Here is a 23,142-nt window from a genome sequence, read left to right as displayed (position 1 = left end):
AACAAGGAGGTCTATATGAAAAGCCTATTTATTCCTTTAATTTTTATGATTTTGCTGGGTGGGTGCGTTGCACTGTTTATTACAAAGCCCATGGAAAGGGCACTTGTCGGTGAAGTTGAAGTGAGGCCTCCAGTGCTTAAATATTCCATGATAAGTACGTTGGAGGAGATGTATTATGCCAACATAAAAGCACCAGAAAAATGGAAAAGTTATTACAGCGATGTTAGAGCAGATTCCAGAGCCCATTATCTATGGCTATTGGACACTTATTATGCTCTGCCTTCCGCAATGAAAGAAAACCTGAAAACCATCTTTGAAAACACCCACGCATGGCGTTTATTGAATATTGCTACACTGCTTTCGGATGAAAGCACCATAGATGACCTTGTGAGAGTATATAAAGGTGCAATTATAGGCTCTAACAGCCTTCCAGTTAATGTCAGAAATGCACTGGAAAAGCTATTACCGTACTACTATGAAACTTTTTTCAAAGATTATTTCGAGGAAAATGCTCCTAAGTTCGAAAAAGTTGCAAAACAAATGACAGAAGAAGCAAGGGAATATCCCAATCCTTATCAGTTTATCTCTGATAACAGTAGGATAGACCTGGGGAAAAGCAAGTGTTTGTTTTACTATACTTTCAGGGAAGTCGGTGCATATGGCTTTAAACTCGATGAACTGAGAATTTCAACCCTTCAGAGAGATGTGGACAGCATTGAAAAGCTCTTTTTTACTCCCTTGCATGAATACAGCCACGAATTCTTTCAGACTTTTACCGGTTCCAAAGAATTCAAAGAGCTGACTGAAGAGTTGAAAATTAAAGATCCACAATTTTATGAACACTGGCATTCGGATGAGAGTCTGAGCAATTCATATTCCTGGCGGGGTTTTTGCGAAGAAAATCTCGTTGAAGGTTTCGCAAAATTCCTTCGGGATAAATTCTATGGTAATATTCAGGAACATAGAGCTTATTATTACTACGATATGGATTTTTACGAATACCTCAAAGATATCGATTTTTCTCCTGATGATATCTCGCTTATGGAAGCATCCCTGAATTTTTACAGTGAAAAGTGCAAATAGCGGTCCATTAGCGTGCTAAAAGATTGAGTGAGGAGTTTGAAGGGAGGTAAAGTCATTGCTCAGCTGGATAATAGCTTTTGTATCCATTGCGGTGGTTTTTATACTGTCATTGACAGTATCAAAGCTATATAAAGAGTTAAAAGTAACCCTTGAAGAGAAGGTTAAGTTAGAACACATCAAGGAAGAAAATGAAAGGCTTAACGATGAAATTGAGGGCTTAAGGCAGGATAATGAAAACCTAAAAATAGAAAAGGCCAAATTACAGGAGCAAATGATATCTCTTAACGAAAAGCTTGAGTGGCTAGAAAAAGCCAAAGAAGAGCTAAAAGATAATTTCAAAGCTCTTGCGAGCGATGTCACTTCAAAGAACACAGAAGATTTTCTCAAGCAGGCAAACGACAAGCTTAAAGACCTTCTTTCCCCTTTGAAGAATAACCTTGACACACTTCAAAAAAACATCGTCGAAATTGAAAATAAACGCGAGAAAGCGTACGGAGGCTTAGAAAAGCATCTCCAGGAGCTTACCCGGACCAATAATGAATTGCAAACGGGGATAACAAAATTGAACAGTTCCCTTAAATCTTCCACATCCAGAGGACGCTGGGGAGAATATCAGCTCAGGCGAATCGTTGAACTTGCAGGAATGACTGCGCATATAGATTTTGAAGAGCAGGAATCAAGTGAAGAGGGCCGACCAGACATGGTAATAAAGCTACCAAACGGCGGGGAGATTCCAGTAGATGCTAAAACTCCATTGAATGCCTACCTTGAAGCCATGGAAGTTCAGGATGAAAGGGCCAGAGAAGATAAGCTCAAAAGGCATGTAAAAAGTATGAAAGACACCATAAAGGCCCTCAGCGCTAAAGCTTATTGGGAAAGATTCAACGAAGCCCCGGACTTTGTGATAATGTTCATTCCCATAGAGGCTGCTGTGAGTACGGCTTTTGAAGTTGACCCGGGTCTTCTGGAAATGGCGATTAGTAAAAAGGTGCTTATTACCACCCCGATTACTTTACTCGCCCTTTTGAAATCGGTTGCGTACGGCTGGCAGCAATTCCAGCTTGCGGAAAATGCCAAGAAAATTGCCGAAGAAGGCAAGGAATTGTACAAAAGGCTAAGTAAATTTCTCAACAATATTGACGATGTGGGGAAAAAGCTATCCACACTTGTCAAAACATATAACACAGCGGTAGGATCTCTTGAAGGACGCTTATTACCAGGTGCAAGAAGGTTTAGAGAAATAGCCGAAATCCCAGATGAAGAACCAAGCCTTCAACCATTAGAAGTAGAACCCAGGCCATTAAATGCTCCGGAACTCAAAAACAAAAAATAGTGCAAGGCAGAAGATATTTTCAGCAATTCTTTAAGGGGCTTTTATAAGGCTTTTGAAAATGGTTCCACAAAACCTGAGCAATCCCTTCTCATAATTATAAAATCAATTGAATTGAGGAGGGATTTTCATGAAAACGTCGATTTTAATAATTTTGTTCTTGCTTATTGGCCCTTTCGCTTTTTCTTCCAGCAGCTGGGTTGCTCTCTTTCCAGAATTTGCTACCAATGCTCCTGTGTGGTTAAAAGAGGGTTTGAGAATCAGCTTTTATGCGATGACTGCCACGATAAAGCCAGGCGGTGGTTTGCCTGATGCTGCTTCATCTGGAGAGGGGATATTACAAGTGGATATTGTTGCTTTAGAAGAAGGGAATGTCGCTCTTTTGCAAACGTACTATTTAGAATCTCAAGGGCAATATTTTCCTTCGGTAGCAACAGGTGGTGTAGAGAAGTGTGGTATTTGCGACTACTGGATGAACCCAGCAGTATTTACGCACCTTGACAGGTTTCAAACAGAAAACTCTGTTGCTGTGGAAATGCCTTTTCAAAGGGGAGGTAAAACAATTCAAGGAGTCAGGGTTGAATATAAAACCGAAACTGGAAAGAACGTGTATATGTACGACAAGGAAAGCGGGATATTACTATACTGGCAGCTTCATGTACCATCTGGAGGAAATGTTCAATCGAGCCATTTGCAATTTATTTCCAGTAGACTTATTTCAGTTCCATGGGCTGGAGTAAATAGAGAGAATACAGTTACCCCAGCAAGAAGCTATAATGGTGCTTATACTGTAAATATTCCCGGCAGCTACCCCAGTTCCTTTCCTATGGAGGCGAATATCACGGTTGTAGCTTCAGGCAAAAATTGGGATCTATTTAAAACAACAGTTTCACAATATGGTGCACTTCCTTCGGAAATATACAGTGTTTGTGGAAACACGCAATTAAATGGTCCCCTGTGGATGCCCATTGCCGCTCTAGCACGACTTCAAAAAGGTCAGGTTCTCGACTATGATGATGTGACAAAGATAGAAACTTCTGTGGTTTATAAAGGGCTCTTAGATAACGGTGTAAATGTTGCCGTAATACAACAGTCTGGGGCAAACTTCTTTCAGCAATTCGCATATGATCTTGCAACTGGAAAGCTATTTTATATGAAAGTTCAGACCCCAAATGGTTTGGGGTATAACGTAGTAGAGTTGGAAGCCGCTGAATAAGAAAAAAGCTTGTCAAAAGCGATCTGGAGTAGAATCAACGGGTGAGCAAAATCAAAGTTCAAGCCCCATGTATATAACGCCATAAAATTTCTTTCTAAGCTTGAAGTAGCGGCTTATATGGCCTTCGCGCTTAAAACCAAGTTTTTCGTATAACTTTATAGCCCTTTCATTATCTTCTCTAACCATGAGATCTATCTTTAAGATTTCGTGTTCCTTTGCCCATTCAATAAGATATTCAAGCATGGCAGTAGCAATTCCGTGGCCCCAGTAATCTTTTAGCACTGAAATACCGAATTCTCCCCTGTGCCTTGTTCGCGGTCTTGTCCCACCGTTAAAGTTCAACATTCCAACGATCTTTCCATCAAGTTCCACCAAAATCATTAGAGCGTTTTCTATATCTTTAATACTCTTTATGAACTCTTTCTCTTTTTCCACGGTAATTTCAAATTCTCCGGGGCCAAAAGTGAGAAATTCACTTTCGCCAGAAACCTGCTCAATATATCTCAATAATCGTGGCGCGTCCTCAGGATTAGCTTCTCTAATAATTGCCGTAAGTCCGTTTTTTAAAGAAATATTCCGCATTAAAACCCCCGAATTAATTTTCAAAGTTTTCTATTGCCCTCTCGATTTTCCTCACAGTATCCTCTATTCCAATATCATCAGCACCATTCAGGCATTCACAGGGAGCGAGGTTATCGAAAAGCCCCTTCAAGAAAGAAAAAGGTTTTTTCAAGAAATCCGGCGGAAAGCAACCAAGTTTCTTGGCAAGGTTTACAAAAAAGCTGTCAGCATCATATCCCCTTACATAGTAAGCATGTTTGCCTTCTTGTAATAATTGTTCATTTATATGCTTCTCAGGTGGGTTGTCTCGATAACCGACCCAGTAAAGCTTGTAATCGAACCGAGGAAAATTGGCAAAGATATCAAAAACAGGATCATTTTTCCCACTGTATCCAACTACAATCCACACTCTTCCCCGTGCAGTATCTTGAATAACGGGCTGAATTCTTTTGGAATGTTCCACAAATTCTTCGGCGGTATTTATGAGCTCAAAGCCTGTTCTCTGACCGTGCAGATAAAAAACGGATTTTTCAGGGATATATGAAGGCCTGAAGTTTGTACTTGCAGTTAGGTCATATACCGCAGGGAATTCATTCAACATAGCACAGGCCTTAATAAGGAGCGGGTCAAAATTAGTGGTGAGAATACGGTCAACAAATCCCACTTTCATAAGCTGGGCCATTATTATATGAGCCCAGTTTATCTTCGTCTCATCTGTGAAGTTAGCTATCAAATCGCGGCGCTCTCCGGGAGCAAGCTGTCCCATGCAGCTGGAGTAACTCTTTTTTGGTGCACGAGCAAAATCCCTGGGCCTATCTCTTTGAATAATATCCACAAATTTCTCAGCAGTGGGAATGCCTGCCTGTGCAGAGCACCCCGTGCCAATGAGTAACGCGCATTTCTTCCCATAGGTTTTTGCGTTAAATAATGTTTCAACGATGTCATCAAGGGTTCTTTCAAAATCCAATTCTTCCACTCCTTCAACACATTATAACTTAGGAGATTTTGACGTCTTCCCAATCCCCTGAAGGGGATAGGATTCCTATAATCAGGAGGTTCTTGCCCACTCAATGGTAGGCTTCCACGGTGACCACATGGACACCGGGCAACACAGGTGTGAGCTGTATCTCACACCCACGGGGTACGCCAAGGACCCTACTACCAGGCTTTCGCCTGTATACTTTTTTATGATGTTGAAGGCTCCTACAGCATCTCTGTGGCCCATGAATCCACAATCTGGACATTTGAAATTTCTCGTCGAAGTCTTGTGTTTTGCCCCACAGACAGGACATGTCTGAGAAGTGTAGGATTCCCTCGCAAAGACGACTTTGACGCCAACTGTTTCGGCTTTGGCTTTGATGAGATCAGACACTTTCCTGAACAGCCACTGGTGAATCTTCTGGTTTGCGGTTGAGTTGTAGTCAACCCTGTCTCGTATACCTCGCAAGTCTCCAACTGCAATGGTGCCTATTCCCTGAGACAGACACCATCCGACAAGATGAGTAGTGTACTTGTGAAGAATATCGTTAATCTGATTTTGTGTCTTTTTGAGGAACATTCGCTTTGCCTTTACAAGCTTTCTGTAGCGTCTTGAACCAGGCTTTTTCTTCGACAGTTTCCTCTGAAACTCAGCATGTTTTTTGTTTCGATACTGCAGTTTTGCGTTCAGCTCTCCTCCGTTGTAGAGAATTGTTTGATCTTCTGTAGAAGCAACAATCGGATGGATAACACCAAGATCCACGCCGGCTACTTTGTTTCCGAGTTGCTCTGTTTTACTTTCAAACGCAACCGCTACACTGAAGAAGTACTGGTCTTGCTTTCTGTCGTAGACAAGCTCGACACGACGTATGTCAACTCCCTGAGGAAGGGTTGTTAGAACATACAGAGGGTTTCTTCCGTTTCCCATCGAAAGTCTCAATGTGCCATCTTTTAGAAGTCTTACTGCCTGGTTTTTCCAGATAACAACAAAATATTTTGGGGTTCTGAATGGTGGCTTGAGGTCAGAATTTGTTTTTCTGGCTTTAAAGTAGCCTTTGAGTGCCTCGAAATATTTTTCGACAAGAGCTTGTTTTGTTTGTGAATGAAGAGGAATGTCCTGCGCCCATCTCAGTATATACTTTTGTGTTGTATTTATAGAAAGCCAGAACCCTTTTCTTTTATGAGTTTTTTTAATAATAGATACAGTCTTGCTATAGATTCTTCCGGCAAGCTGCATTAATTCTTTATATTGCGAATTGTGTGTATACGGCACTGGAAATTTATAAACCTTTATATGTCTTGACATTCTTCAATGTATCTCCTAATACATATTATATTGCATTTCATATTGAATTAAATTGTTTCATCCCGACACCCTAAAGGGTATGGGCTTTCACAATTTATTTCTGTAATTTCGGTTCTTTTTTTATTATCACAAAGCTGCCTTTGTTGACGCCAACATAACTGCTAACAATATCACATTTCGTCATAAGCAAAAAGTAGATACCCCTGTCTATTTCACTGAGGCTTTCAAAATTTCCCTGACCTTTTGCTATAACAACATCGGAATTGTAAAGGATCTCTTTGAATTCTGGAGTAATTCTATCAAGCAGAGTCCCGGGAGCATCGGTGCCGCTTTCTATAACTGTAGCTACTTTGTCCATACCTATGAGTTTCGCTTCTCTCAGGGTTATGTCGTTTAAAACAGGTGTGCTTCTCACCGCGAAATATTTCACAGGCACGTCGATAACTTCCAGAAGCAACTTATCCAAAACAGCTTCCCCGCAGTTATCTCCGATTAAAAGCAGACTCTTAGCGTTCTGCAAATCCTTCGAAAGTTTCTCTAAGTGATCGATTGCAAAGGCTGTTCTTGTAGAATCTCTCAAGGTCTTCATGAGGTTAATTTCGTGACCGGGCGCAAAATCTATGATGTTCCCGGCGACTGAAAATCTCAAAGCAGTTTCAACAGGATTGGGAGATTTCATAACCTCAACCTTCAGATCATCATACAGGGAAAGAAGAAGCTCGTTAGAAGAATCCTTTATTTCTTTATAAAGGTCAACCTTGCCAAGAGATTTCAATAGAAGCTTTCTGATTTCTCTACCCATGTGAACGGGGGTCATTTCGAAAGTTTCAAGCTTTAAAAGTTTTTCCATATAGCCCTTCACAAGCTCTTCTTGTATTTTGGAATCGATATTGGCTTTCTTCAAAATGCGTATCAATGAGTTGATATTACATGGGATACATTCGATGGAACTTCTCACAAAATCATCTCCTTACTTTTCAATAATTTTAACATCAAAATAGCCGGGGATTCGCACAATAGCATTTCCCCAATAGAATAAAATAAGTTATCATATAGATGAATTTAAGGCGGGAGGAGAGTCATGATAGATCTTCACGTTCATACGAGGTTCTCACCGGATGCAGAACCTACAATTGAAGAAGTAGTAGAAGCTGCTGTAAAAAGGGATGTCAAAGTACTTGGCATAAGTGACCATTATGAGCTCGGTCCCACACTGGAAGAAGCGGAAAACTTTGGCGATCCATTGCCGTATCTTGAGGAAATTGAGCGAGTATCGAAAGAATATCCCCTTAAAGTGCTTAAAGCCGTAGAGCTTGGCATTCAAAGCTACACAGATAACACCATTTTGAATGGGGCTTTTGACTACTTTATTTATTCTATTCACGATGGCCCGAATTTTCCTGATAACACCGAGCCTAAAAAGTTGTGGAAAGCCTATCTGGAAGAATCAATTGCAGCGGTTGAAACCCTTGAATTCCCCGGTTTTTTCGGGCACCTCGATTTCTTAAGGCGATATATCCCTGATTATTCCCCTCTTGAACCTTCTCCATTACTTGATGAGCTCTTAACGCTTTTAGTGAAAATGGATCTGGGATTAGAAATAAATACATCTGGATTGAGAAAAGCATTTAAGGAAGTCAACCCACAACCCTGGATTATCGAAAAGTACCTTTCCTTTGGCGGGAAATATCTTACTATCGGTTCTGATGCCCATAGAACAGAGGATCTCGGGAAAGGGTTTGACGAAGCTCTTAAAATCATCAAAACCCTGGGAGTAAAAGAAATTTTCTATTGTGAAGATGGAAACTTCATTTCCATACCAATAGAAACCTTTCCACCGTCTTCGTGATGTTCTATAATAGAAGCAATTGATTGAGCAAAGGATGGTCATGTGGCTTATCTTTATCTTGGTATAACATTGTTCTTTTTTTCCTCTATGGAAGTGATTTCAAAACCTCTTATGGGTTCTGTTGACCCGTTTTTTCTAACTTTCTTGAGATTCTTCATAGGTGGTCTTTTTTTACTCTCTTTTGTGAGAAAGAGACTTAGTTTAAAAGATATTCTACTTTTGACGCTTGTGGGCTCGTTGAATTCCATAATTTCCATGACAGCGCTCCAACTATCTGTGAAACACGGCGTTGCTTCAACAGCAGCGACACTTGTTGCCACTAATCCTATATTCGTATCTCTTCTTGTTTTTATTGCCGGCGAAAGGCTCACAAAAAAGAAATTCGTGGCTACGGTTATAGGATTATGCGGGATAGTTGTATTTGCCTATGGCAGGATTGTGGGAGACACATTTCTTGGAATATTCTTCGGGCTTTTAGCTTCATTATCCTTTGCGTTGTATTCTCTGGTTATGAAAAGGTTCATAATAAAATTTGGTGCGCTTGTTAGCACCGCATACTCTTCTTTCTTTTCCAGCCTCTTATATGGGATTTTACTAATAATTACAGGTAAATTCACTTCCCCTGAGCTCTCCGCGGTAAACTGGCTGGTGATTCTCTATCTTGGTGTAGGAGTAACTGGAGTAGCCTATTTGACCTTTTTCAGAGCAATGGAACTGATTGGTGCTTCTGCAGCAAGTCGAATCTTTTATTTAAAGCCCATTGTATCCACATTTTTTGCTGTTGCTTTTCTCTCTGAACAATTAGGTGTAATAAAAATAATAGGGACTGCTATTGTCATCATTTCATTGTTTCTTTGAAAGCAGGAGGCGTAAACATGAGCAAATTTATTGATTTATCGAGGATTATCAAAAATGGAATGGCCGTGTATCCCGGCGATGATGAAACTATTTTGCGACAATCAAGGTATCTCAGCAAAGATGGTTACAACAATCACAGGCTTGAAATAAGCATGCATAGCGGAACACATATTGACGGTCCCATGCATATGACAAACAGCAAAAAGCACATTTTAGAGTTTCCACTTGAAAACTTTGTTGGAGAAGGCGTTATGCTTGATGTCAGAGGGCAAGAAGTGATTGAGTTCAAAGAAGAATACGAGCTTATCATAAAAAAGAGAAGCATTGTTATTCTTCATACCGGATGCGATGAAAAATTCGGAACTAAAGACTATTTTTTGAATAATCCAGTTGTATCAAAAAAATTCGCAAAGTTTCTTGTGGAAAGAGAAGTGAAGATGCTGGGACTTGATTCGGCTTCTCCAGACAGATATCCCTTTGAAATACATCATATATTGTTCTCCGGTGGCGTACTCATCGCTGAAAACTTAACGAACCTCGACAAGCTACTTGGCCTAAAAACCTTTGAAGTCATAGCACTCCCATTAAGAATAAAAGCCGATTCTTCTATCGCCAGGGTGATTGTTCGGATAACTGAATAACCTAAGATTCTCTTGTAGTGTTTTTGTTCAACTTCTTGATTTCCACAACATACTTCGATACTCTTTCATCCAGGTGCATTGGATACGTATATCCAAGACTCTTTGACACTTCAACTCCAAGATAACGGAAAAGCTTCATTACCTGAAAGAGCGCATCCCAGTTTTCATTGAAGTCAGAACCCGAAAAAGTTTTTTCGAGCTTTTTGTACAATTCAGGTTCAAGGTAATGTTCATACCATTGACCATGCTTTCCGGGATTTATGCTCCAGTTATGCTTAGCTCCAATATACCAGTTAAGCATCTTTTCAAAGTACCCAAATCTTATATGCTCCATCATGTACTTAGCAAAATACAGCTCATCGCGCCAGAGGGCTTTGGGAACATATGTGACATCCCACCAAAATTCCTTAACCTGCGTGAGAAACTCCTCTTCAGTTGGTTGTGAGATATCGTATGCCCTATGAGTTGGCGATTTCAATCTTTCAGTCAATCTGTCTTTGTCAAGCAGGACTTTGTATCCAATATCCAAAGAATCAGGAAGAATTTCTGTTTCTGAAACGAGCTCTAAGAGTTCCACTGGCCAGATGCTGAAATCTATTCTGACTCCATCACTATATTGCATCAGACGGGTGTAGGTCTTTTTGTTGTCGTGTTCCTTCCAAATGAATTCATCTTTGAAAGAGGTTATAACCTCCCCAAAATTTGAGATCCACGAATCGTCATCTGCGTATTCAAGTACATCGGTTACCACATAGATTACATCATAGTCAGAAAGGATATCTGTAAAAGCCCTCGGGTTTGCCCTTGATCCCGTTAACAACACGGCTCGAACCTTTTCTTGCTCTTTTGCCCATTCCACTATTTCCTTAGTCACTTCTGTTTCTGTTCTCATGATATCCCTCCAATTGTTGTGGATTAATTAAATTGTACATGAGGTGGAAAAGGATGTTTGGTAAAAAGGGTACAAAGGAATATAATTTCATAAACAGATTTTGAGGGGTGAAAAGGTATGGTCTTTAAAGAACTTGGGAACACCGGTGAAAGAATACCCGTTCTGGGCCTTGGAACCTGGGGGATTGGCGGTTTTGAAATGCCCGATCACTCAAAAGACAGGCAGACAATAGGGCTTTTAGAAGAAGCCATTGAGATGGGATATACCCACATTGACACGGCGGAATATTATGCCGCAGGCCATACGGAGGAGCTTATTGGGGATGCGATACAAGCTTTCCCCAGAGAAAAGCTCTTCATTGTCTCAAAAGTTTGGCCTACACATCTATCTGCGAAAGACCTTCCCAGGGCACTAAAGGCGAGCCTGAAAAGGCTAAAAATTGAGTACATAGATCTTTACCTTATACACTGGTATAATCCGGATGTCCCATTGAGAGAAACTTTGACTGCAATGGCAGAAATGAAAAAGCTTGGATTCATAAGACATATAGGGGTTTCAAACTTTAATACAAGCCAATTGAAAGATGCTATTTCTGTATCGCCCGAAGAAATAGTATGTAATCAGGTTTTATACAATATCGAAGACAGAGAACCAGAAACAAGCCTACTGCCATATTGCCAGGAAGCAGGGATAACCCTTACCGCTTATTCGCCACTGCGAAGAAAAGTGATTTCAGAACATATAAGAAGGATCCTCGAAGAAGCGTCTGAAGAATACAATGCTTCAATCTATCAGATAATGCTAGCCTGGCTTCTTGCAAAAGAAAGGGTTGTCACCATACCAAAAGCCTCATCCGTTGAGCATCTTGAAGAAAACCTGCAATCGCTTGAACTTCTGGAGAATTTCGAATTGAAAATCTGAACTGACATTTTCTAAAAAATCTTCAAAAAACCGAGCGTTGCAAAACACATACCGGATATTTTCTCATAAGCCTTTTTCATAGAAATATAAAGCTATCCTTGTGTATTTGCAAATAATTAATCATAATCACAAATAACACTGGCTTATTTAGTCTTGCTCTGATGGAAAAAAGTTTTATAATGAACTTAGTTAATTCATTGAAGAAAGAAAGTGATAAGATGAAAAGAAGGGGTTCAAAATACTTAATTAAAGAGATAAACGAAAAACTCATCTTGAGAACCATTTATAACAATGAAAAAATCGATAGGGCTTCGATAGCAAAACAAACGGGGTTAAGCCCTGCTGCTGTAACGAAGATAACAGCGGAATTGATTAATCAGGGAATGATCCTCGAAGCAGGTTCAGCCAAATCCTCAGGTGGAAGAAAACCCATATTGCTTTCTTTAAATCCGGATTATGGGCAGTTCTTAGGCGTAAAAATAGGCGTTGGCTATATTGAACTTGCGATTACAGATTTCACAGGCAAGATGTTTGAAAACCAAAGATGTGATACTGAATCATCTGACCCTGTCTCAATTGTTGAAGTAGTAAAAAAATGTTGGAATAAATGCAACTCAAAAAGTGACGGGAATTTGCTTGGCATTGGAATTGCTGTTTCCGGTGTTGTTGATTCAAAAGAGGGCATAGTAAAAGATTCCTTTTTGCTTGGGTGGCGCGATGTACGTATTGCCGAGCTTCTTAAAAAGGCTTTTAAATGTGAAGTGCTCGTTATGAACGATGTTGATTCTTTTGCCATGAGCCATTTATGGCTTGGTAAGGCTGGTCAATATTCTAACGCGGTTGTGATTACACTTGGTATAGGTATAGGCGGCGCGTTGATTATCGATGGGAAAATCCATACTGCAAAAGGCGGAGTAGGTGAAATAGGGCATATGACAGTGGTAAAAGATGGCACAACCTGTTCATGCGGAAGCAAAGGATGCCTTGAAGCTGAAGCTTCATTTGGTTCTCTTGTAAAAAAAGTAGCTTCTACAACTAAGAACATCCAACTAAGGGAGTTATACAAATCGGTTAAGCAATCGGAGAGCTCTGAAATTGAATATCTACGAAAGGCAAAAAACATTGATCCAGAAGCATTTGAAAGTGTCTTTGACGAGTACGCCCAGCTCATTGGTATAGCTTTAAAAAACATAATAAATATGCTTGCTCCGGATTATTTACTCATCGGCGGTGAAGCTCTCGAATTCAAAGATCATTTTCTCAATGAATCCATACTATTTGCTGTGAAAAATGCTTTTGGGCGACTAGGAGACAATGTGATCTTTGAAATCGATGAGCTTGGTGAGGAAAGCTGGGCTTTGGGTTCAATCTACAATCTTATGGACGAGAAACTTTTCAGGGTTTCTCAAAAATAGAAAAGGGGAGGTTTGTATGAGGAAGATATTTCTTGTATTTGCACTTCTGGTAATTGTCATTATGGTGTTTGGAGTCGAAGAAATAACGTTCTGGCATACGTACAGTACCAATTCCGGGGAATATAAACTACTGACAGAGAAAATCATCCCGGAATTCGAAAAACTTCATCCAGATATAAAAGTCATCGAAACACAGGTGAATTATGATGACATGAGGCAAAGGCTAATAGTCAGTACTGCAACAGGAGAACTCGCTGATGTAATCAGGATGGATATTATCTGGGTTCCACAATTTGGTGATATTGAGGTTTTACTTCCTTTAAACAAGGCATTTCCGGATGAATTCAACAAGCTGAAAGATCAATTTCTCCCTGGACCTCTCTCTACATGTTATTGGAAAGGCAATTACTATGGCTTGCCACTTGACACAAATACACGTGTTCTTTTATGGAACAAAAAGCTCTTTGAAGAAGCGGGGTTGGATGGTCCGCCTGAAACGATAGAAGAATTTGTGAAAGACATTAAGCTCCTCACGAAGGATAAAGATGGGGATGGCCAAACTGATCAATGGGGATATGCAGATTATGGTTTGGGTCCATGGAACTCTATACCATGGATTTACTCCTTTGGTGGTTATATCCTCGATCCAACTAATTCCAAAGCCGAAGGCTATGTTAATTCCAAAGAAAGTATTGAAGCTTTAGAAACATTCAAGGAGCTTTATTATGATGGATATATAGCTGATACAGTTGTTGGGGGTGGAGGAATCGGGACTTTTGAAGGTTATGCTGAGGGCGTCTATGCAATGATTATAGCCGGGCCGTGGAGTTGGCCAATCATAAAGGGGCAATATCCCGATGCTGAAATTAATTACGCACTTTTCCCTGCAGGAAAAGGTGGTTCGAGATCGGTTGTAGGGGGAGAAGATATAGTTATTTCGGCTTTCTCAGAACACAAAGAAGCTGCATGGGAATTTGCGAAGTACATGACATCTTATGAGGTTCAAAAAGCTTTTGTCGAAGTGAGCCAGATGCCAGTAAGAAAAGATCTTGTTGAAGATCCTGTTATTCAGAACCATCCATACTTCCATACTTTTATGAAGCAACTTGAAACAGCCGTAGCTCGTTCGCCACATCCTGCATGGAACCAGATCAACGATATAATGGATCTTGCATGGCAGAATGCTATTGTTGCGGATTACAATTCTGATTTTGCACTTTGGGAAGCAGCAATGGATATTGAAGAAGTTTTGTCCGAATTTAAATGATTCAGATATCCACATTTTAGGAGGGGAGAGCACCTCCCCTCTTTTTAAGGAGTGTCTTCGGTGAAACGTGAAACAAGACGAAAATGGGCAGGATTTCTCTTTGTACTTCCCGGGCTTCTAAGTTATCTCATCTGGACAATTTATCCAATAATCAAAAGTTTCCTGATGAGCCTGTACAAATGGAACATCAATCCAAGGATTCCAAATAAATTCGTGGGACTGTCCAATTACATGAAACTTTTTCAAGATGACAAATTTTATACTGCTTTGATTAACACACTGAAATATGTGATTGTAACTGTTCCTGGACAGATGGTATTAGGTCTCCTTATTGCAGTTTTGCTTACAAGGGGCTTGAAAGGTCAAACCTTTTTTAGACTGCTTTATTATTTGCCAGTTATAACCTCCTGGGTAGTAGTCTCTGTGCTTTTTCAATACCTTTTCGCTACACGTGGTGGACTGGTTAATTTCATACTAAAAGACTTTCTACACCTAATTGGAAAAGATATTAGATGGTTAGCACAGGAAAATACGGCGATGATACCAATTTATGTGCTTGGTATCTGGAAAGGTGTGGGCTGGAGTATGCTCATTTTTCTTGCTGGGCTACAGGGCATACCAAAACAATTATATGAAGCAGCAAGAATTGATGGAGCTAATGGATGGATGTTACTTAGAAAGATCACAATTCCTATGTTGCGCCCAGTAATAGCGTTTCAAACAGTCATGTTGACCATTGGGGGATTTAATGTCTTTCTCTCAGTATATGTTATAACCGGTGGTGGCCCACGAAACTCAACACAGGTTTTAAGCAGCTACATGTTCAAAGAAGCCTTTGAATACTTTCATTTCGGGTACGGTGCAACAATAGCTGTTATATTTTTCCTGATAGTTTTCACAATTGCCCAGATTCAAAGGAAGCTCTTCAAAAGAGAAAGTTATTGAGGTGTTGGTATGAAAAAGAAAATAATTGATCTGATTATCTATATCCTTCTGTTTGTTGGTGCCATAATAATGTGCTTCCCCTTTTATTATATGGTGGTGACATCACTTAAAGAATCTGCATATATCTTTACGGTGCCTCCGCAATTAGTACCAAAACCGGCAACTCTTGAGAACTACAAAACTGTCTGGATAGAAGCTGATTTCAAGCTTTATTTTCTGAATTCTTTAAAGATAACGCTACCAGCAGTTTTGCTAAACGTTTTCCTTTCTTCCCTTACAGCTTATGGTTTCGCTCGTTTTAAATTCCCTGGAAAAGAGCTCTGGTTTTCTGTGCTTATTGCAACTCTTGCTGTCCCGGGATTATTGCTCATAATACCGCAATTTGACATGATAAGGAGATTTCCCTTTTTTATGGATAATCCCCTTACAATTGTTCTCACGAGTGGAGTTGGTGGAATAGCTTTTAACGCTTTCTTTTTAAGGGGATTCTTTGAAGGTATTCCAAGGGAACTCGAAGAAGCTGCAGAGCTTGATGGATGCGGTATATTTAAAACATATTGGCATATAGCTATGCCTCTCGCCAGGCCAGCTCTGGCAACACTTGTAATAATGTCCTTTTTAGGAGTTTGGGATGATTACTTCTGGCCATCTCTTATATTACGAGACAAACGTGATTGGACGCTTCCAATTGGAATATTGGGCTTTAAGGCACAACACGGAGTGCAATGGCATTTGCTCTTTGCAGGTACTATAATCGCAATCCTGCCTGTGATTATTATTTACTTCACATTCCAGAAATATTTTGTGAAAGCTGTAGCAGAAGGAGGTTTGAAAATATAATGAATTTTTTTGAACGTTCGCTTCAAATAATCCATGCAAACCAATCCAAACATGGGGCATACGTTGCGTCTCCTAATTTTTCCCAATACGGGTATTGCTGGTTTCGAGATGGTTCTTTTATATCAGCTGCAATGGCAAGAGCTGGCAATAAAAAATCAGCCAATAAGTTTTTTCGATGGGGGTTTAGGGTGATTTCAGAACAAAAAGCTCAAATAGAAAGACTCCTTGCTGCTTCACATGAGCTGATCACACATAAAGACCTGCTTCCAACGCGCTACAATCTTGATGGGTCTTTAACATCTGATGATTGGCCAAACGGTCAAAGCGATGGTTACGGGACATTCCTTTGGGCTGTTGAAAAATACGCTCCGCAAGATTTGTTGAATGAGAACAGAGAACTTATTGAAATACTTTCAAAGTACCTAATAAAAGTCTGGAATATTCCTTGCTATGATGTCTGGGAAGAAAATCCCGAAGGAATCCATACTTCTACACTTTTCTCAATAGCCGCTGGTTTAAGAGCAGCAGAAAAGATCCTTGATAAAGAAACAGAATGGATAGAAGTTATGAGTTTTATAGAGAGGGAATTATCAAAAGATGGACGCTTAAAAAAATCGTCACTGAGCGATGATGTCGATGCGAGCCTCATCTGGGGGGCAGTTCCTTTTGAACTCTTTCCAGTTGATCACCCGGCAATCGTTAATACAGTAAAGGCGATCGAAGAGAAGTTATATATAAATGGTGGTGTTAAGCGTTTTTCAACAGACACCTATTTCGGTGGAGGAAGCTGGATTTTACTTTCTGCAACTCTCGCTCAGTATTACACTAGGAGCGGGGAGTTTGAAAAAGCGAGAGCAATAAGAAAATGGATAGAAAGCCACTTCGATAGCAAAGGCCTCCCGGAGCAGGTGCCTGAACACTTGATAGATAGCTCAAAATATCCTGAATGGCTTGGACGCTGGGGTGAGATTGCCAGACCACTGTTGTGGTCTCATGCCAACTATCTGGAACTATTGCTTGATCTGGGGGGTAAATCATGAAAGGAAAAGGGCTTTTCTTTCTGCTGGTTGTCATCCTATTCTCTTGCTTTGGAGGTGCTGTTGTGAAGTTAAATTTCGATAAAGCCTTTTATATTCCCGGAAGCAAAATGATATTATCCATAGATGGCATTGATGATTGTGTTAAATATGAGCTTAAAATCACTCGTGGAACAAAAATTATCCATAGCGAAGTTGGAACTACGACCGGAACAATAGAAATTAATGCACCCTTTGAAATTGGAGGATATGGAATAGATCTGGCATTATCTGGTGATAATATCAGCCGTGGCTTTTCCGTGTTGAATAGTTGGTTAGATTCGCCAAGGTACGGCTTTCTTACAGACTTCTTTCCTGAACGCTACGATATTGAAAAGACAATGGATTATCTTACGCAGTTCCATATAAATGGTCTTCAATACTATGACTGGATGTACGACTATGGGAAGCTCGTATATGAAGAAGGGGATGAATATAAAGACGCCTGGCAGAGGGTAAGAAAAATATCTAACACGACTCTAAAAGAACTAATAAATGAAGGGCACAAACGAAATATCGCCTCTATGGCTTATGTAGCTCTTTATGCATGCAATAGGGAATTCGGCGAAAAACATCCTGAGTGGCTTCTCTACAAAAAAGAAGCTGAAAGCTGGGTTCCATTGGATTTCTATAAAAAAATACTGATAACAAATACACTGGAAGATTCGGATTGGACAAAATTCCTCATTGATGAATGCAAAAAAACCATTGAATTTGGATTCGATGGAATACACCTTGACCAGTACGGATACCCAAAAGATCTTACATCTTACATGATGAAGGATGGAAAATATATACCATATAGAACATCTCAGGGATTTTTGGAATTCATAAACCTTCTAAAAAGGGAAACAGATCGCCCTGTATTCTTTAATTATGTGAACAACTGGCCGAATAAAATCCAGAGTGAAGCAAAGGCAGATACGGTCTATATCGAACCCTGGGAGAGCTGCAACACTTATGAGGACCTATACAAAATGATAACAGATGCCAAAAAAAGAAGCGGCGATAAGCCCGTAATTCTGGCGGCTTATCTTGAAGGAATAAAAAAGCACAGCATATTTTTGGCAGATTCTATCATTGCCATAAGTGGGGGCAGAAGACTTGAGATAGGTGAAATAATGCGTATACTTTCCGGGCCTTACTTTCCGGGTGCGGACGCTGTGGACATGAAATTTCTTGACTCTCTGAAAAATTACTATGATTTTCAGGTTAGATATGAGGATTTTTTGAATGGTGAATTTAACGAATTATCCGATGTGAACTTTGAAGAAAACTATTCAACAAATCCCCAAAAAGGGAAAATTTGGGTAAGCCTTAAAAACTCGAAGCAAGGAATGATGATCAATTTCGTGAATTTGGTGAGTGCAAGAAGTTCATTATGGAGATCCAAGCAACGAATGCCAGAGGATTTTTCCAACCTGTTCATAACCTTCCCTAAAACCTTTTTTCCGGATAATGCGCGATTTTTCTTCATCTCACCTGATGGTCATGTTGCCCCTCAAGAAATAAAGGCGGAGACAATTGGCAATAAAATAAAGCTACCCCTCCTTTACCTGAAATACTGGTCAGCAATTTTGGTTATTCCAGAAAAATAAGCGGGAACTTTTGATCCCGCTTATTTTTGGCTATCAATGGCTGTAATTGCCCGTGTTAAAGCTATCATGGTGAAATTTTGGCCAGGGGGTATTTGCTAACCCTCCATTATCGTCGTATACTGCATATAATTTATTATCCCGCGAACCAAAATAAACAGTTCCATCGTCCCATATTGCTGGACTTGATTCTATTTCTCCACCGGTAAGAAATTCCCTTTTTTTGGTGCCATCGGGATAAAGAGCATACCATTTACGATCGGATGATCCGAAATAAATTGTACCATCGGCTCCTATTGCGGGGCTTGACTTTATAGCACCTCCTGTGACAAACTCCCATTTCTTAGTGCCATCAGGGTTTATCGCATATAATTTAGTATCATTTGAGCCTATATATATGGTACCGTCGCTTCCTATTGCGGGGCTTGACTTTATAGCACCTCCAGTGGCAAACTCCCATTTCTTAGTACCATCAGGGTTTATCGCATACAACTTGGTATCATCAGAGCCTATATATATGGTACCGTCGCTTCCTATTGCGGGGCTTGAACTTATAGCGCCTCCGGTGGCAAACTCCCATTTCTTAGTGCCATCGGGGTTTATCGCATATAGTTTAGTATCTTCTGAACCAACATATATGGTGCCATCGCTGCCTATTACCGGGCTCGATTCAATCAAATCAGCAGTATCAAACTCCCATTTCTTAGTGCCATCGGGATTTATTGCATAAAGTTTGGTATCAAAGGAACCTATGTATATCGTGCCATCGTCACCTATGGCAGGAGTAGAATAAACCCAATCATCAGTGTAAAACTCCCATTCCTTTGTGCCATCAGGATTTATCGCATATAAACTTGGATTCTCCGAAGCACTAATACGGGAACCGATATAAATCGTACCATCAGCCCCTATTGCCGGGCTCGATTCAATCAAATCAGCAGTATCAAACTCCCATTTCTTTGTGCCATCGGGATTTATTGCGTAGAGATAGTTATCATATGAGCCGATGTAAATAGTGCCATCGCTGCCTATCGCAGGGCTTGAGTCAAACCATCTAACTGAACCACCGGGAAGCTCGAACTCCCATTTTTTTGTGCCAGCTGACATAGTTGTGAAGCTCCAAATTGGGCCTGAAATAACACTACCTTCTCCGTCTTTTGCAACTATTTTCCAGTAATATGTGGTTGTGCTCTCCAGAGTTCCGGGATTGTATGTTATCTTTGAATAATCGCTCTCTACTAATGGTGGGGTTGTATTTGTGCCAAAGTATATATCATATGTTAGTGAATCACCATCTGGATCAGAACATTCCCAGCTGAGTGTTATAGAAACATCAACGGAATCTTCCCCATCATTCGGAAATGGATTTGTGGGTATCTGAGGCTCTCTATTTGCAGTTGAAAAGCTCCATATGGGTCCTTCGCTTTCTCCACCAAAATCATCTCTGGCAACTATTTTCCAGTAGTATGTCGTATGGCCAATTATATCGTTCAGTGCAAGAAATGTATCAGCAATTCCTGATGTGTATAAAGGCGGAGCGGTCGGATTTGTTCCAAGATATATGTCATAACTCAGAGAATCCCCATCTGGGTCAGAACAATCCCAGCTGATTGTCACGGGTATTTCCAGCTCGGTTGAAGCATCAGCGGGGGAGAGATATGTCGGTGTTGCAGGATCATTGTTAAATGTTGTAAAGCTCCATACAGGACCTTCTGTTTCCCCGCCTCTGTTATCTTTTGCAACTATTTTCCAGTAATAGGTTGTGTGAATATCAAGGGTATCTGGAGTGTATTCCGATAATGCAATCTCGGTCGCAACAAGTGTTGCTGGAATTGGATCTATACCAAAATACACATCATAACTCAGAGGATCTCCATCAGGGTCACTGCAACTCCATGAGAGAGCAGGATTGAGGGATACATCTACCTCGCCATTTGCCGGTGAGGGGTCTGATGGTGATAGGGGTGCTCTGTTGACATCCATTACCGTTATTGCAAAGGTATCTGTCGCATTCCCTCCCCATCCATCACTTACTTCTATCTCTATATTATACGTGCCTGATGCCTCGTAATCCGGGCTGTAGATGTATGTAGTATCTGTTATACTCCCTACCCCATTTAATATGGTGAAAGCCAGTGAGTCCTTGTCAAGATCAGTGGCATATTCTGTCAGGTTCAAAGTCAGTGTCTCTCCTTCGTTTACACTCTGGTCGCTTATGTCTATTTCCGGAACTCTGTTTACAGTTGAGAAACTCCAGATAGGTCCTTCAGTTTCTCCTCCAAAACCATCTTTAGCAACCACTTTCCAGTAATATGTTGTATGGCCAGTTATTCCATCAGGGGTATAAGAAGTGTCTGAAATTCCTGTAGTTAAAAGAGGTGGAGTTGTGTTTGTGCCAAAGTATATATCATATGTTAGTGAATCATCATCTGAATCAGAACATTCCCAGCTGAGTGCCACGGGTATTTCAAGCTCGGTTGAAGCATCAGCGGGGGAGAGATATGTAGGCGTTGCAGGAGCTCTATTTATCGTCGTGAAACTCCAGACAGGCCCTTCTGCTTCTCCTCCATAGCCATCTTTAGCAACCACTTTCCAGTAGTATGTTTTATTACCAATCAACTCATTCAGGGTATATGATGTTTCTGAAACCCCTGAAACAAAAAGTGGCGGTGTTGTGTCTGTGCCAAAGTATATATCGTATGTTAGAGAATCACTATCTGGATCAGAACATTCCCAGCTGAGTATCACGGGTATTTCAAGCTCTGCTGAATCATCGGGAAAAAGATATGTCGGTGTTGCAGGATCATTGTTTAATGTTGTAAAACTCCATACAGGGCCTTCAGTTTTTGCTCTCGCATCTTTCGCAACTATTTTCCAATAATAGGTTGTGTGTACATCTAAAATGCCCGGGTTGTACTCTTTTAATGAAATATCAGTTGCAACAAGTGTTGTTGGAACTGAATCTATACCAAAATACACATCATATTTTATTGGGTCTTCATCAGGATCAGAACATTCCCATTTTAATATAACCGACAATTCAACATTCGTAGCATCATCAGAAGGGATAGGGTTATCGGGATATCTAGGTGGTTCATTCACCAACCGTGCACAAGAAATAAGTATAGAAAGTAAAATAGTAACTATTACCAGAGAGATAAATTTTTTCATAAACCCACCCCCAGTACTTTATATAATATTATACAAAATCGAGAATGACACATAATTAATGAAAAGAAAAAATCAGTCGAATTATTAATAGATAAGATCTAAACAAATTTTCAATTAGTAACATGATAATCCTTTCTAATTTGTGCGAATATGTTTTTAGAGTTTTGAACCGGTTGCAGAAATTGAAAACTGTGATAAAATCTTTGCCGAAATTAAGAAAGAAAGGATGAATGCCTCATGAAATTTGCTATTGCGGTCAATAAAATTCATTCTAGAAAGGAAGAAAATTTCTCAATAATTAAAAGTTTAATTAATGAAGCGGCTGAAAATGGTGCAGAGCTAATTCTTTTCCCTGAAGCAGCTTTTACCGGGTTGGTTAATACCGATTCGCCAGAAAAGGATCTCACTTTAGGCGAAAGTATTTCAGGGAAATACATAAATGAGCTTGTATCGTTATCCAGAGAACTGGGAATCTGGATAGCCACAGGTTTTTTTGAAATAGAAGATGGGGTCTTATACGATAGTGCAGTACTAATTTCATTTGATGGACGTATTGTTTTGAAACATCGTCGAACAGATTCAGGCTGGCATTCGCCAAAAGCCCCAGAAGAAGTTTATAAAGAAGGATCAGAACACCTTGCAATTGAGACTCCTTTTGGCAGAGTTGCTTTTCTCATTTGTGGCGAGCTTTTTCACGACGATGCGCTTGAGCAAGTAAAAAAACTCAAACCAGATATACTGCTTGTCCCCATGGCAAGGAGTTTTTACAAGGTAGATAACGTCCAGCACTGGTGGGATACTGATGAAAAATGGTTTTATCTTGAACGCCTTGCACAAGCTAAAACTAATTGTTTAGTGGCCAACTGCCTTGGAGATGGAATTATTGAAGACTCCTTTGGTGGAGCAATGGCGGTGGATAAACTTGGAAATATAATTGCTGAACTACCACTTCACAAACAAGGGCTTTTATATGTTGAAATAGATCTTGAAAATAGTCCTCAGGAACAAAGATGAGAAGCAGATATATAGTACAAAGAAAATTTGTACTTAGTTAAGAAGAAAAATGGGAAGGAAGTTTTTTATCATTTTTTTATTTTGACTATATTTTTTTATTTGTTTCCTTTTATGAAAGTGATAGCATGAAGATGATTTCAACACGACTCAAATATTTATAAAGAGAAGAATTGCCTATGTTACA

The 23,142-nt window shown here is 40.1% G+C and carries 20 protein-coding genes; 14 read left to right on the top strand and 6 right to left on the bottom strand.

The features are described 5' to 3' along the window. The first annotated feature begins 15 nt into the window (after positions 1–15). The 3 genes from AT15_RS02160 (at position 16) to AT15_RS02150 (ending at position 3,629) form a co-directional block, all read left to right on the top strand. Positions 16–1,083, top strand: a complete 1,068-nt coding sequence (locus tag AT15_RS02160; protein ID WP_068345919.1) for a hypothetical protein — start codon at positions 16–18, stop codon at positions 1,081–1,083. A 55-nt stretch (positions 1,084–1,138) separates the two neighbouring features. Beyond that, positions 1,139–2,416: a DNA recombination protein RmuC gene (gene rmuC / locus AT15_RS02155; RefSeq protein WP_068345917.1), complete on the top strand. Its 1,278-nt coding sequence runs from the start codon at positions 1,139–1,141 to the stop codon at positions 2,414–2,416. 127 nt (positions 2,417–2,543) lie between these two features. Beyond that, positions 2,544–3,629: a hypothetical protein gene (locus AT15_RS02150; protein WP_068345915.1), complete on the top strand. Its 1,086-nt coding sequence runs from the start codon at positions 2,544–2,546 to the stop codon at positions 3,627–3,629. Positions 3,630–3,680: 51 nt separating this feature from the next. Here AT15_RS02150 and AT15_RS02145 read toward each other — a convergent pair whose 3' ends face one another. From AT15_RS02145 to AT15_RS02130, 4 genes are all read right to left on the bottom strand, one after another. Continuing rightward, on the bottom strand, positions 3,681–4,211 hold the full coding sequence (locus AT15_RS02145; protein WP_068345913.1) for a GNAT family N-acetyltransferase: 531 nt from the start codon (positions 4,209–4,211) through the stop codon (positions 3,681–3,683). A gap of 13 nt (positions 4,212–4,224) precedes the next feature. Beyond that, a complete protein-coding gene (locus AT15_RS02140) occupies positions 4,225–5,157 on the bottom strand; it encodes an SIR2 family protein (RefSeq protein ID WP_068345911.1) in 933 nt (310 codons plus the stop codon). A gap of 81 nt (positions 5,158–5,238) precedes the next feature. Beyond that, positions 5,239–6,474, bottom strand: a complete 1,236-nt coding sequence (locus AT15_RS02135; protein WP_068345909.1) for an RNA-guided endonuclease InsQ/TnpB family protein — start codon at positions 6,472–6,474, stop codon at positions 5,239–5,241. A gap of 94 nt (positions 6,475–6,568) precedes the next feature. Continuing rightward, entirely contained in the window at positions 6,569–7,432 is an 864-nt protein-coding gene (locus tag AT15_RS02130; RefSeq protein ID WP_068345906.1) for a damage-control phosphatase ARMT1 family protein, read from the bottom strand. Positions 7,433–7,555: 123 nt separating this feature from the next. Between AT15_RS02130 and AT15_RS02125 the strand changes: the two genes are divergently transcribed. Genes AT15_RS02125 through AT15_RS02115 form a run of 3 tightly spaced genes read left to right on the top strand, consistent with a single transcriptional unit; the run spans position 7,556 to position 9,822 of the window. Next, positions 7,556–8,323, top strand: coding sequence for a histidinol-phosphatase HisJ family protein (locus AT15_RS02125; RefSeq protein ID WP_068345905.1), 768 nt, complete (start codon positions 7,556–7,558; stop codon positions 8,321–8,323). 42 nt (positions 8,324–8,365) lie between these two features. Continuing rightward, on the top strand, positions 8,366–9,181 hold the full coding sequence (locus tag AT15_RS02120; protein WP_068345903.1) for a DMT family transporter: 816 nt from the start codon (positions 8,366–8,368) through the stop codon (positions 9,179–9,181). Positions 9,182–9,198: 17 nt separating this feature from the next. Continuing rightward, positions 9,199–9,822, top strand: coding sequence for a cyclase family protein (locus AT15_RS02115; RefSeq protein WP_068345901.1), 624 nt, complete (start codon positions 9,199–9,201; stop codon positions 9,820–9,822). A 1-nt stretch (position 9,823) separates the two neighbouring features. Here AT15_RS02115 and AT15_RS02110 read toward each other — a convergent pair whose 3' ends face one another. Next, entirely contained in the window at positions 9,824–10,714 is an 891-nt protein-coding gene (locus AT15_RS02110) for an aminoglycoside 6-adenylyltransferase (protein ID WP_068345899.1), read from the bottom strand. Between the two features lie 117 nt (positions 10,715–10,831). On the opposite strand from AT15_RS02110, the gene AT15_RS02105 reads away from it, so the two are divergent. The 7 genes from AT15_RS02105 to AT15_RS02075 all read left to right on the top strand — a co-directional run bounded on the left by AT15_RS02105 (position 10,832) and on the right by AT15_RS02075 (position 18,776). After that, a complete protein-coding gene (locus AT15_RS02105; RefSeq protein WP_068345897.1) occupies positions 10,832–11,635 on the top strand; it encodes an aldo/keto reductase in 804 nt (267 codons plus the stop codon). Between the two features lie 218 nt (positions 11,636–11,853). After that, positions 11,854–13,050, top strand: coding sequence for an ROK family transcriptional regulator (locus tag AT15_RS02100; RefSeq protein ID WP_068345895.1), 1,197 nt, complete (start codon positions 11,854–11,856; stop codon positions 13,048–13,050). A gap of 16 nt (positions 13,051–13,066) precedes the next feature. After that, a complete protein-coding gene (locus tag AT15_RS02095) occupies positions 13,067–14,317 on the top strand; it encodes an extracellular solute-binding protein (RefSeq protein WP_068345894.1) in 1,251 nt (416 codons plus the stop codon). A 60-nt stretch (positions 14,318–14,377) separates the two neighbouring features. Beyond that, positions 14,378–15,262 carry a carbohydrate ABC transporter permease gene (locus AT15_RS02090; protein WP_084251397.1) on the top strand — a complete coding sequence of 295 codons (885 nt, stop codon included), beginning with the start codon at positions 14,378–14,380 and terminating at the stop codon, positions 15,260–15,262. Between the two features lie 9 nt (positions 15,263–15,271). Next, positions 15,272–16,102 (top strand): carbohydrate ABC transporter permease, encoded by an 831-nt coding sequence (locus AT15_RS02085; RefSeq protein WP_068345890.1) that lies wholly within the window; start codon positions 15,272–15,274, stop codon positions 16,100–16,102. After that, entirely contained in the window at positions 15,988–17,142 is a 1,155-nt protein-coding gene (locus AT15_RS02080; protein ID WP_084251396.1) for a glycoside hydrolase family 15 protein, read from the top strand. Before AT15_RS02085 ends, AT15_RS02080 begins: the two co-directional genes overlap by 115 nt. Further along, positions 17,139–18,776, top strand: a complete 1,638-nt coding sequence (locus AT15_RS02075) for a glycoside hydrolase family 66 protein (protein ID WP_068345886.1) — start codon at positions 17,139–17,141, stop codon at positions 18,774–18,776. Before AT15_RS02080 ends, AT15_RS02075 begins: the two co-directional genes overlap by 4 nt. A gap of 33 nt (positions 18,777–18,809) precedes the next feature. Here AT15_RS02075 and AT15_RS10330 read toward each other — a convergent pair whose 3' ends face one another. Then, positions 18,810–21,944: a PQQ-binding-like beta-propeller repeat protein gene (locus AT15_RS10330; protein WP_068345882.1), complete on the bottom strand. Its 3,135-nt coding sequence runs from the start codon at positions 21,942–21,944 to the stop codon at positions 18,810–18,812. Between the two features lie 237 nt (positions 21,945–22,181). Here AT15_RS10330 and AT15_RS02065 point away from each other — a divergent pair, with 237 nt between their 5' ends. Then, a complete protein-coding gene (locus AT15_RS02065) occupies positions 22,182–22,958 on the top strand; it encodes a carbon-nitrogen hydrolase family protein (RefSeq protein WP_068345877.1) in 777 nt (258 codons plus the stop codon). Positions 22,959–23,142 lie beyond the last annotated feature (184 nt).

The organism is Kosmotoga arenicorallina S304 (genome assembly GCF_001636545.1).
GTDB classification, from domain to species: domain Bacteria; phylum Thermotogota; class Thermotogae; order Petrotogales; family Kosmotogaceae; genus Kosmotoga_B; species Kosmotoga_B arenicorallina.
Note: the sequence above shows the minus strand (reverse complement) of the source record. Positions and strands in the feature narration are given on the sequence as shown.

Excerpts from the sequence above, each read along its gene's own strand:
- AT15_RS02065 (WP_068345877.1), top strand. The coding sequence starts at position 22,182 with ATGAAATTTGCTATTGCGGTCAATAAAATTCATTCTAGAAAGGAAGAA.
- AT15_RS02075 (WP_068345886.1), top strand. The coding sequence starts at position 17,139 with ATGAAAGGAAAAGGGCTTTTCTTTCTGCTGGTTGTCATCCTATTCTCT.
- AT15_RS02150 (WP_068345915.1), top strand. The coding sequence starts at position 2,544 with ATGAAAACGTCGATTTTAATAATTTTGTTCTTGCTTATTGGCCCTTTC.
- AT15_RS02125 (WP_068345905.1), top strand. The coding sequence starts at position 7,556 with ATGATAGATCTTCACGTTCATACGAGGTTCTCACCGGATGCAGAACCT.
- AT15_RS02145 (WP_068345913.1), bottom strand. The coding sequence starts at position 4,211 with ATGCGGAATATTTCTTTAAAAAACGGACTTACGGCAATTATTAGAGAA.
- AT15_RS02160 (WP_068345919.1), top strand. The coding sequence starts at position 16 with ATGAAAAGCCTATTTATTCCTTTAATTTTTATGATTTTGCTGGGTGGG.
- AT15_RS02095 (WP_068345894.1), top strand. The coding sequence starts at position 13,067 with ATGAGGAAGATATTTCTTGTATTTGCACTTCTGGTAATTGTCATTATG.
- AT15_RS02115 (WP_068345901.1), top strand. The coding sequence starts at position 9,199 with ATGAGCAAATTTATTGATTTATCGAGGATTATCAAAAATGGAATGGCC.
- AT15_RS02080 (WP_084251396.1), top strand. The coding sequence starts at position 15,988 with ATGGCATTTGCTCTTTGCAGGTACTATAATCGCAATCCTGCCTGTGAT.
- AT15_RS02100 (WP_068345895.1), top strand. The coding sequence starts at position 11,854 with ATGAAAAGAAGGGGTTCAAAATACTTAATTAAAGAGATAAACGAAAAA.
- AT15_RS02085 (WP_068345890.1), top strand. The coding sequence starts at position 15,272 with ATGAAAAAGAAAATAATTGATCTGATTATCTATATCCTTCTGTTTGTT.
- AT15_RS02135 (WP_068345909.1), bottom strand. The coding sequence starts at position 6,474 with ATGTCAAGACATATAAAGGTTTATAAATTTCCAGTGCCGTATACACAC.
- AT15_RS02110 (WP_068345899.1), bottom strand. The coding sequence starts at position 10,714 with ATGAGAACAGAAACAGAAGTGACTAAGGAAATAGTGGAATGGGCAAAA.
- AT15_RS02105 (WP_068345897.1), top strand. The coding sequence starts at position 10,832 with ATGGTCTTTAAAGAACTTGGGAACACCGGTGAAAGAATACCCGTTCTG.
- AT15_RS10330 (WP_068345882.1), bottom strand. The coding sequence starts at position 21,944 with ATGAAAAAATTTATCTCTCTGGTAATAGTTACTATTTTACTTTCTATA.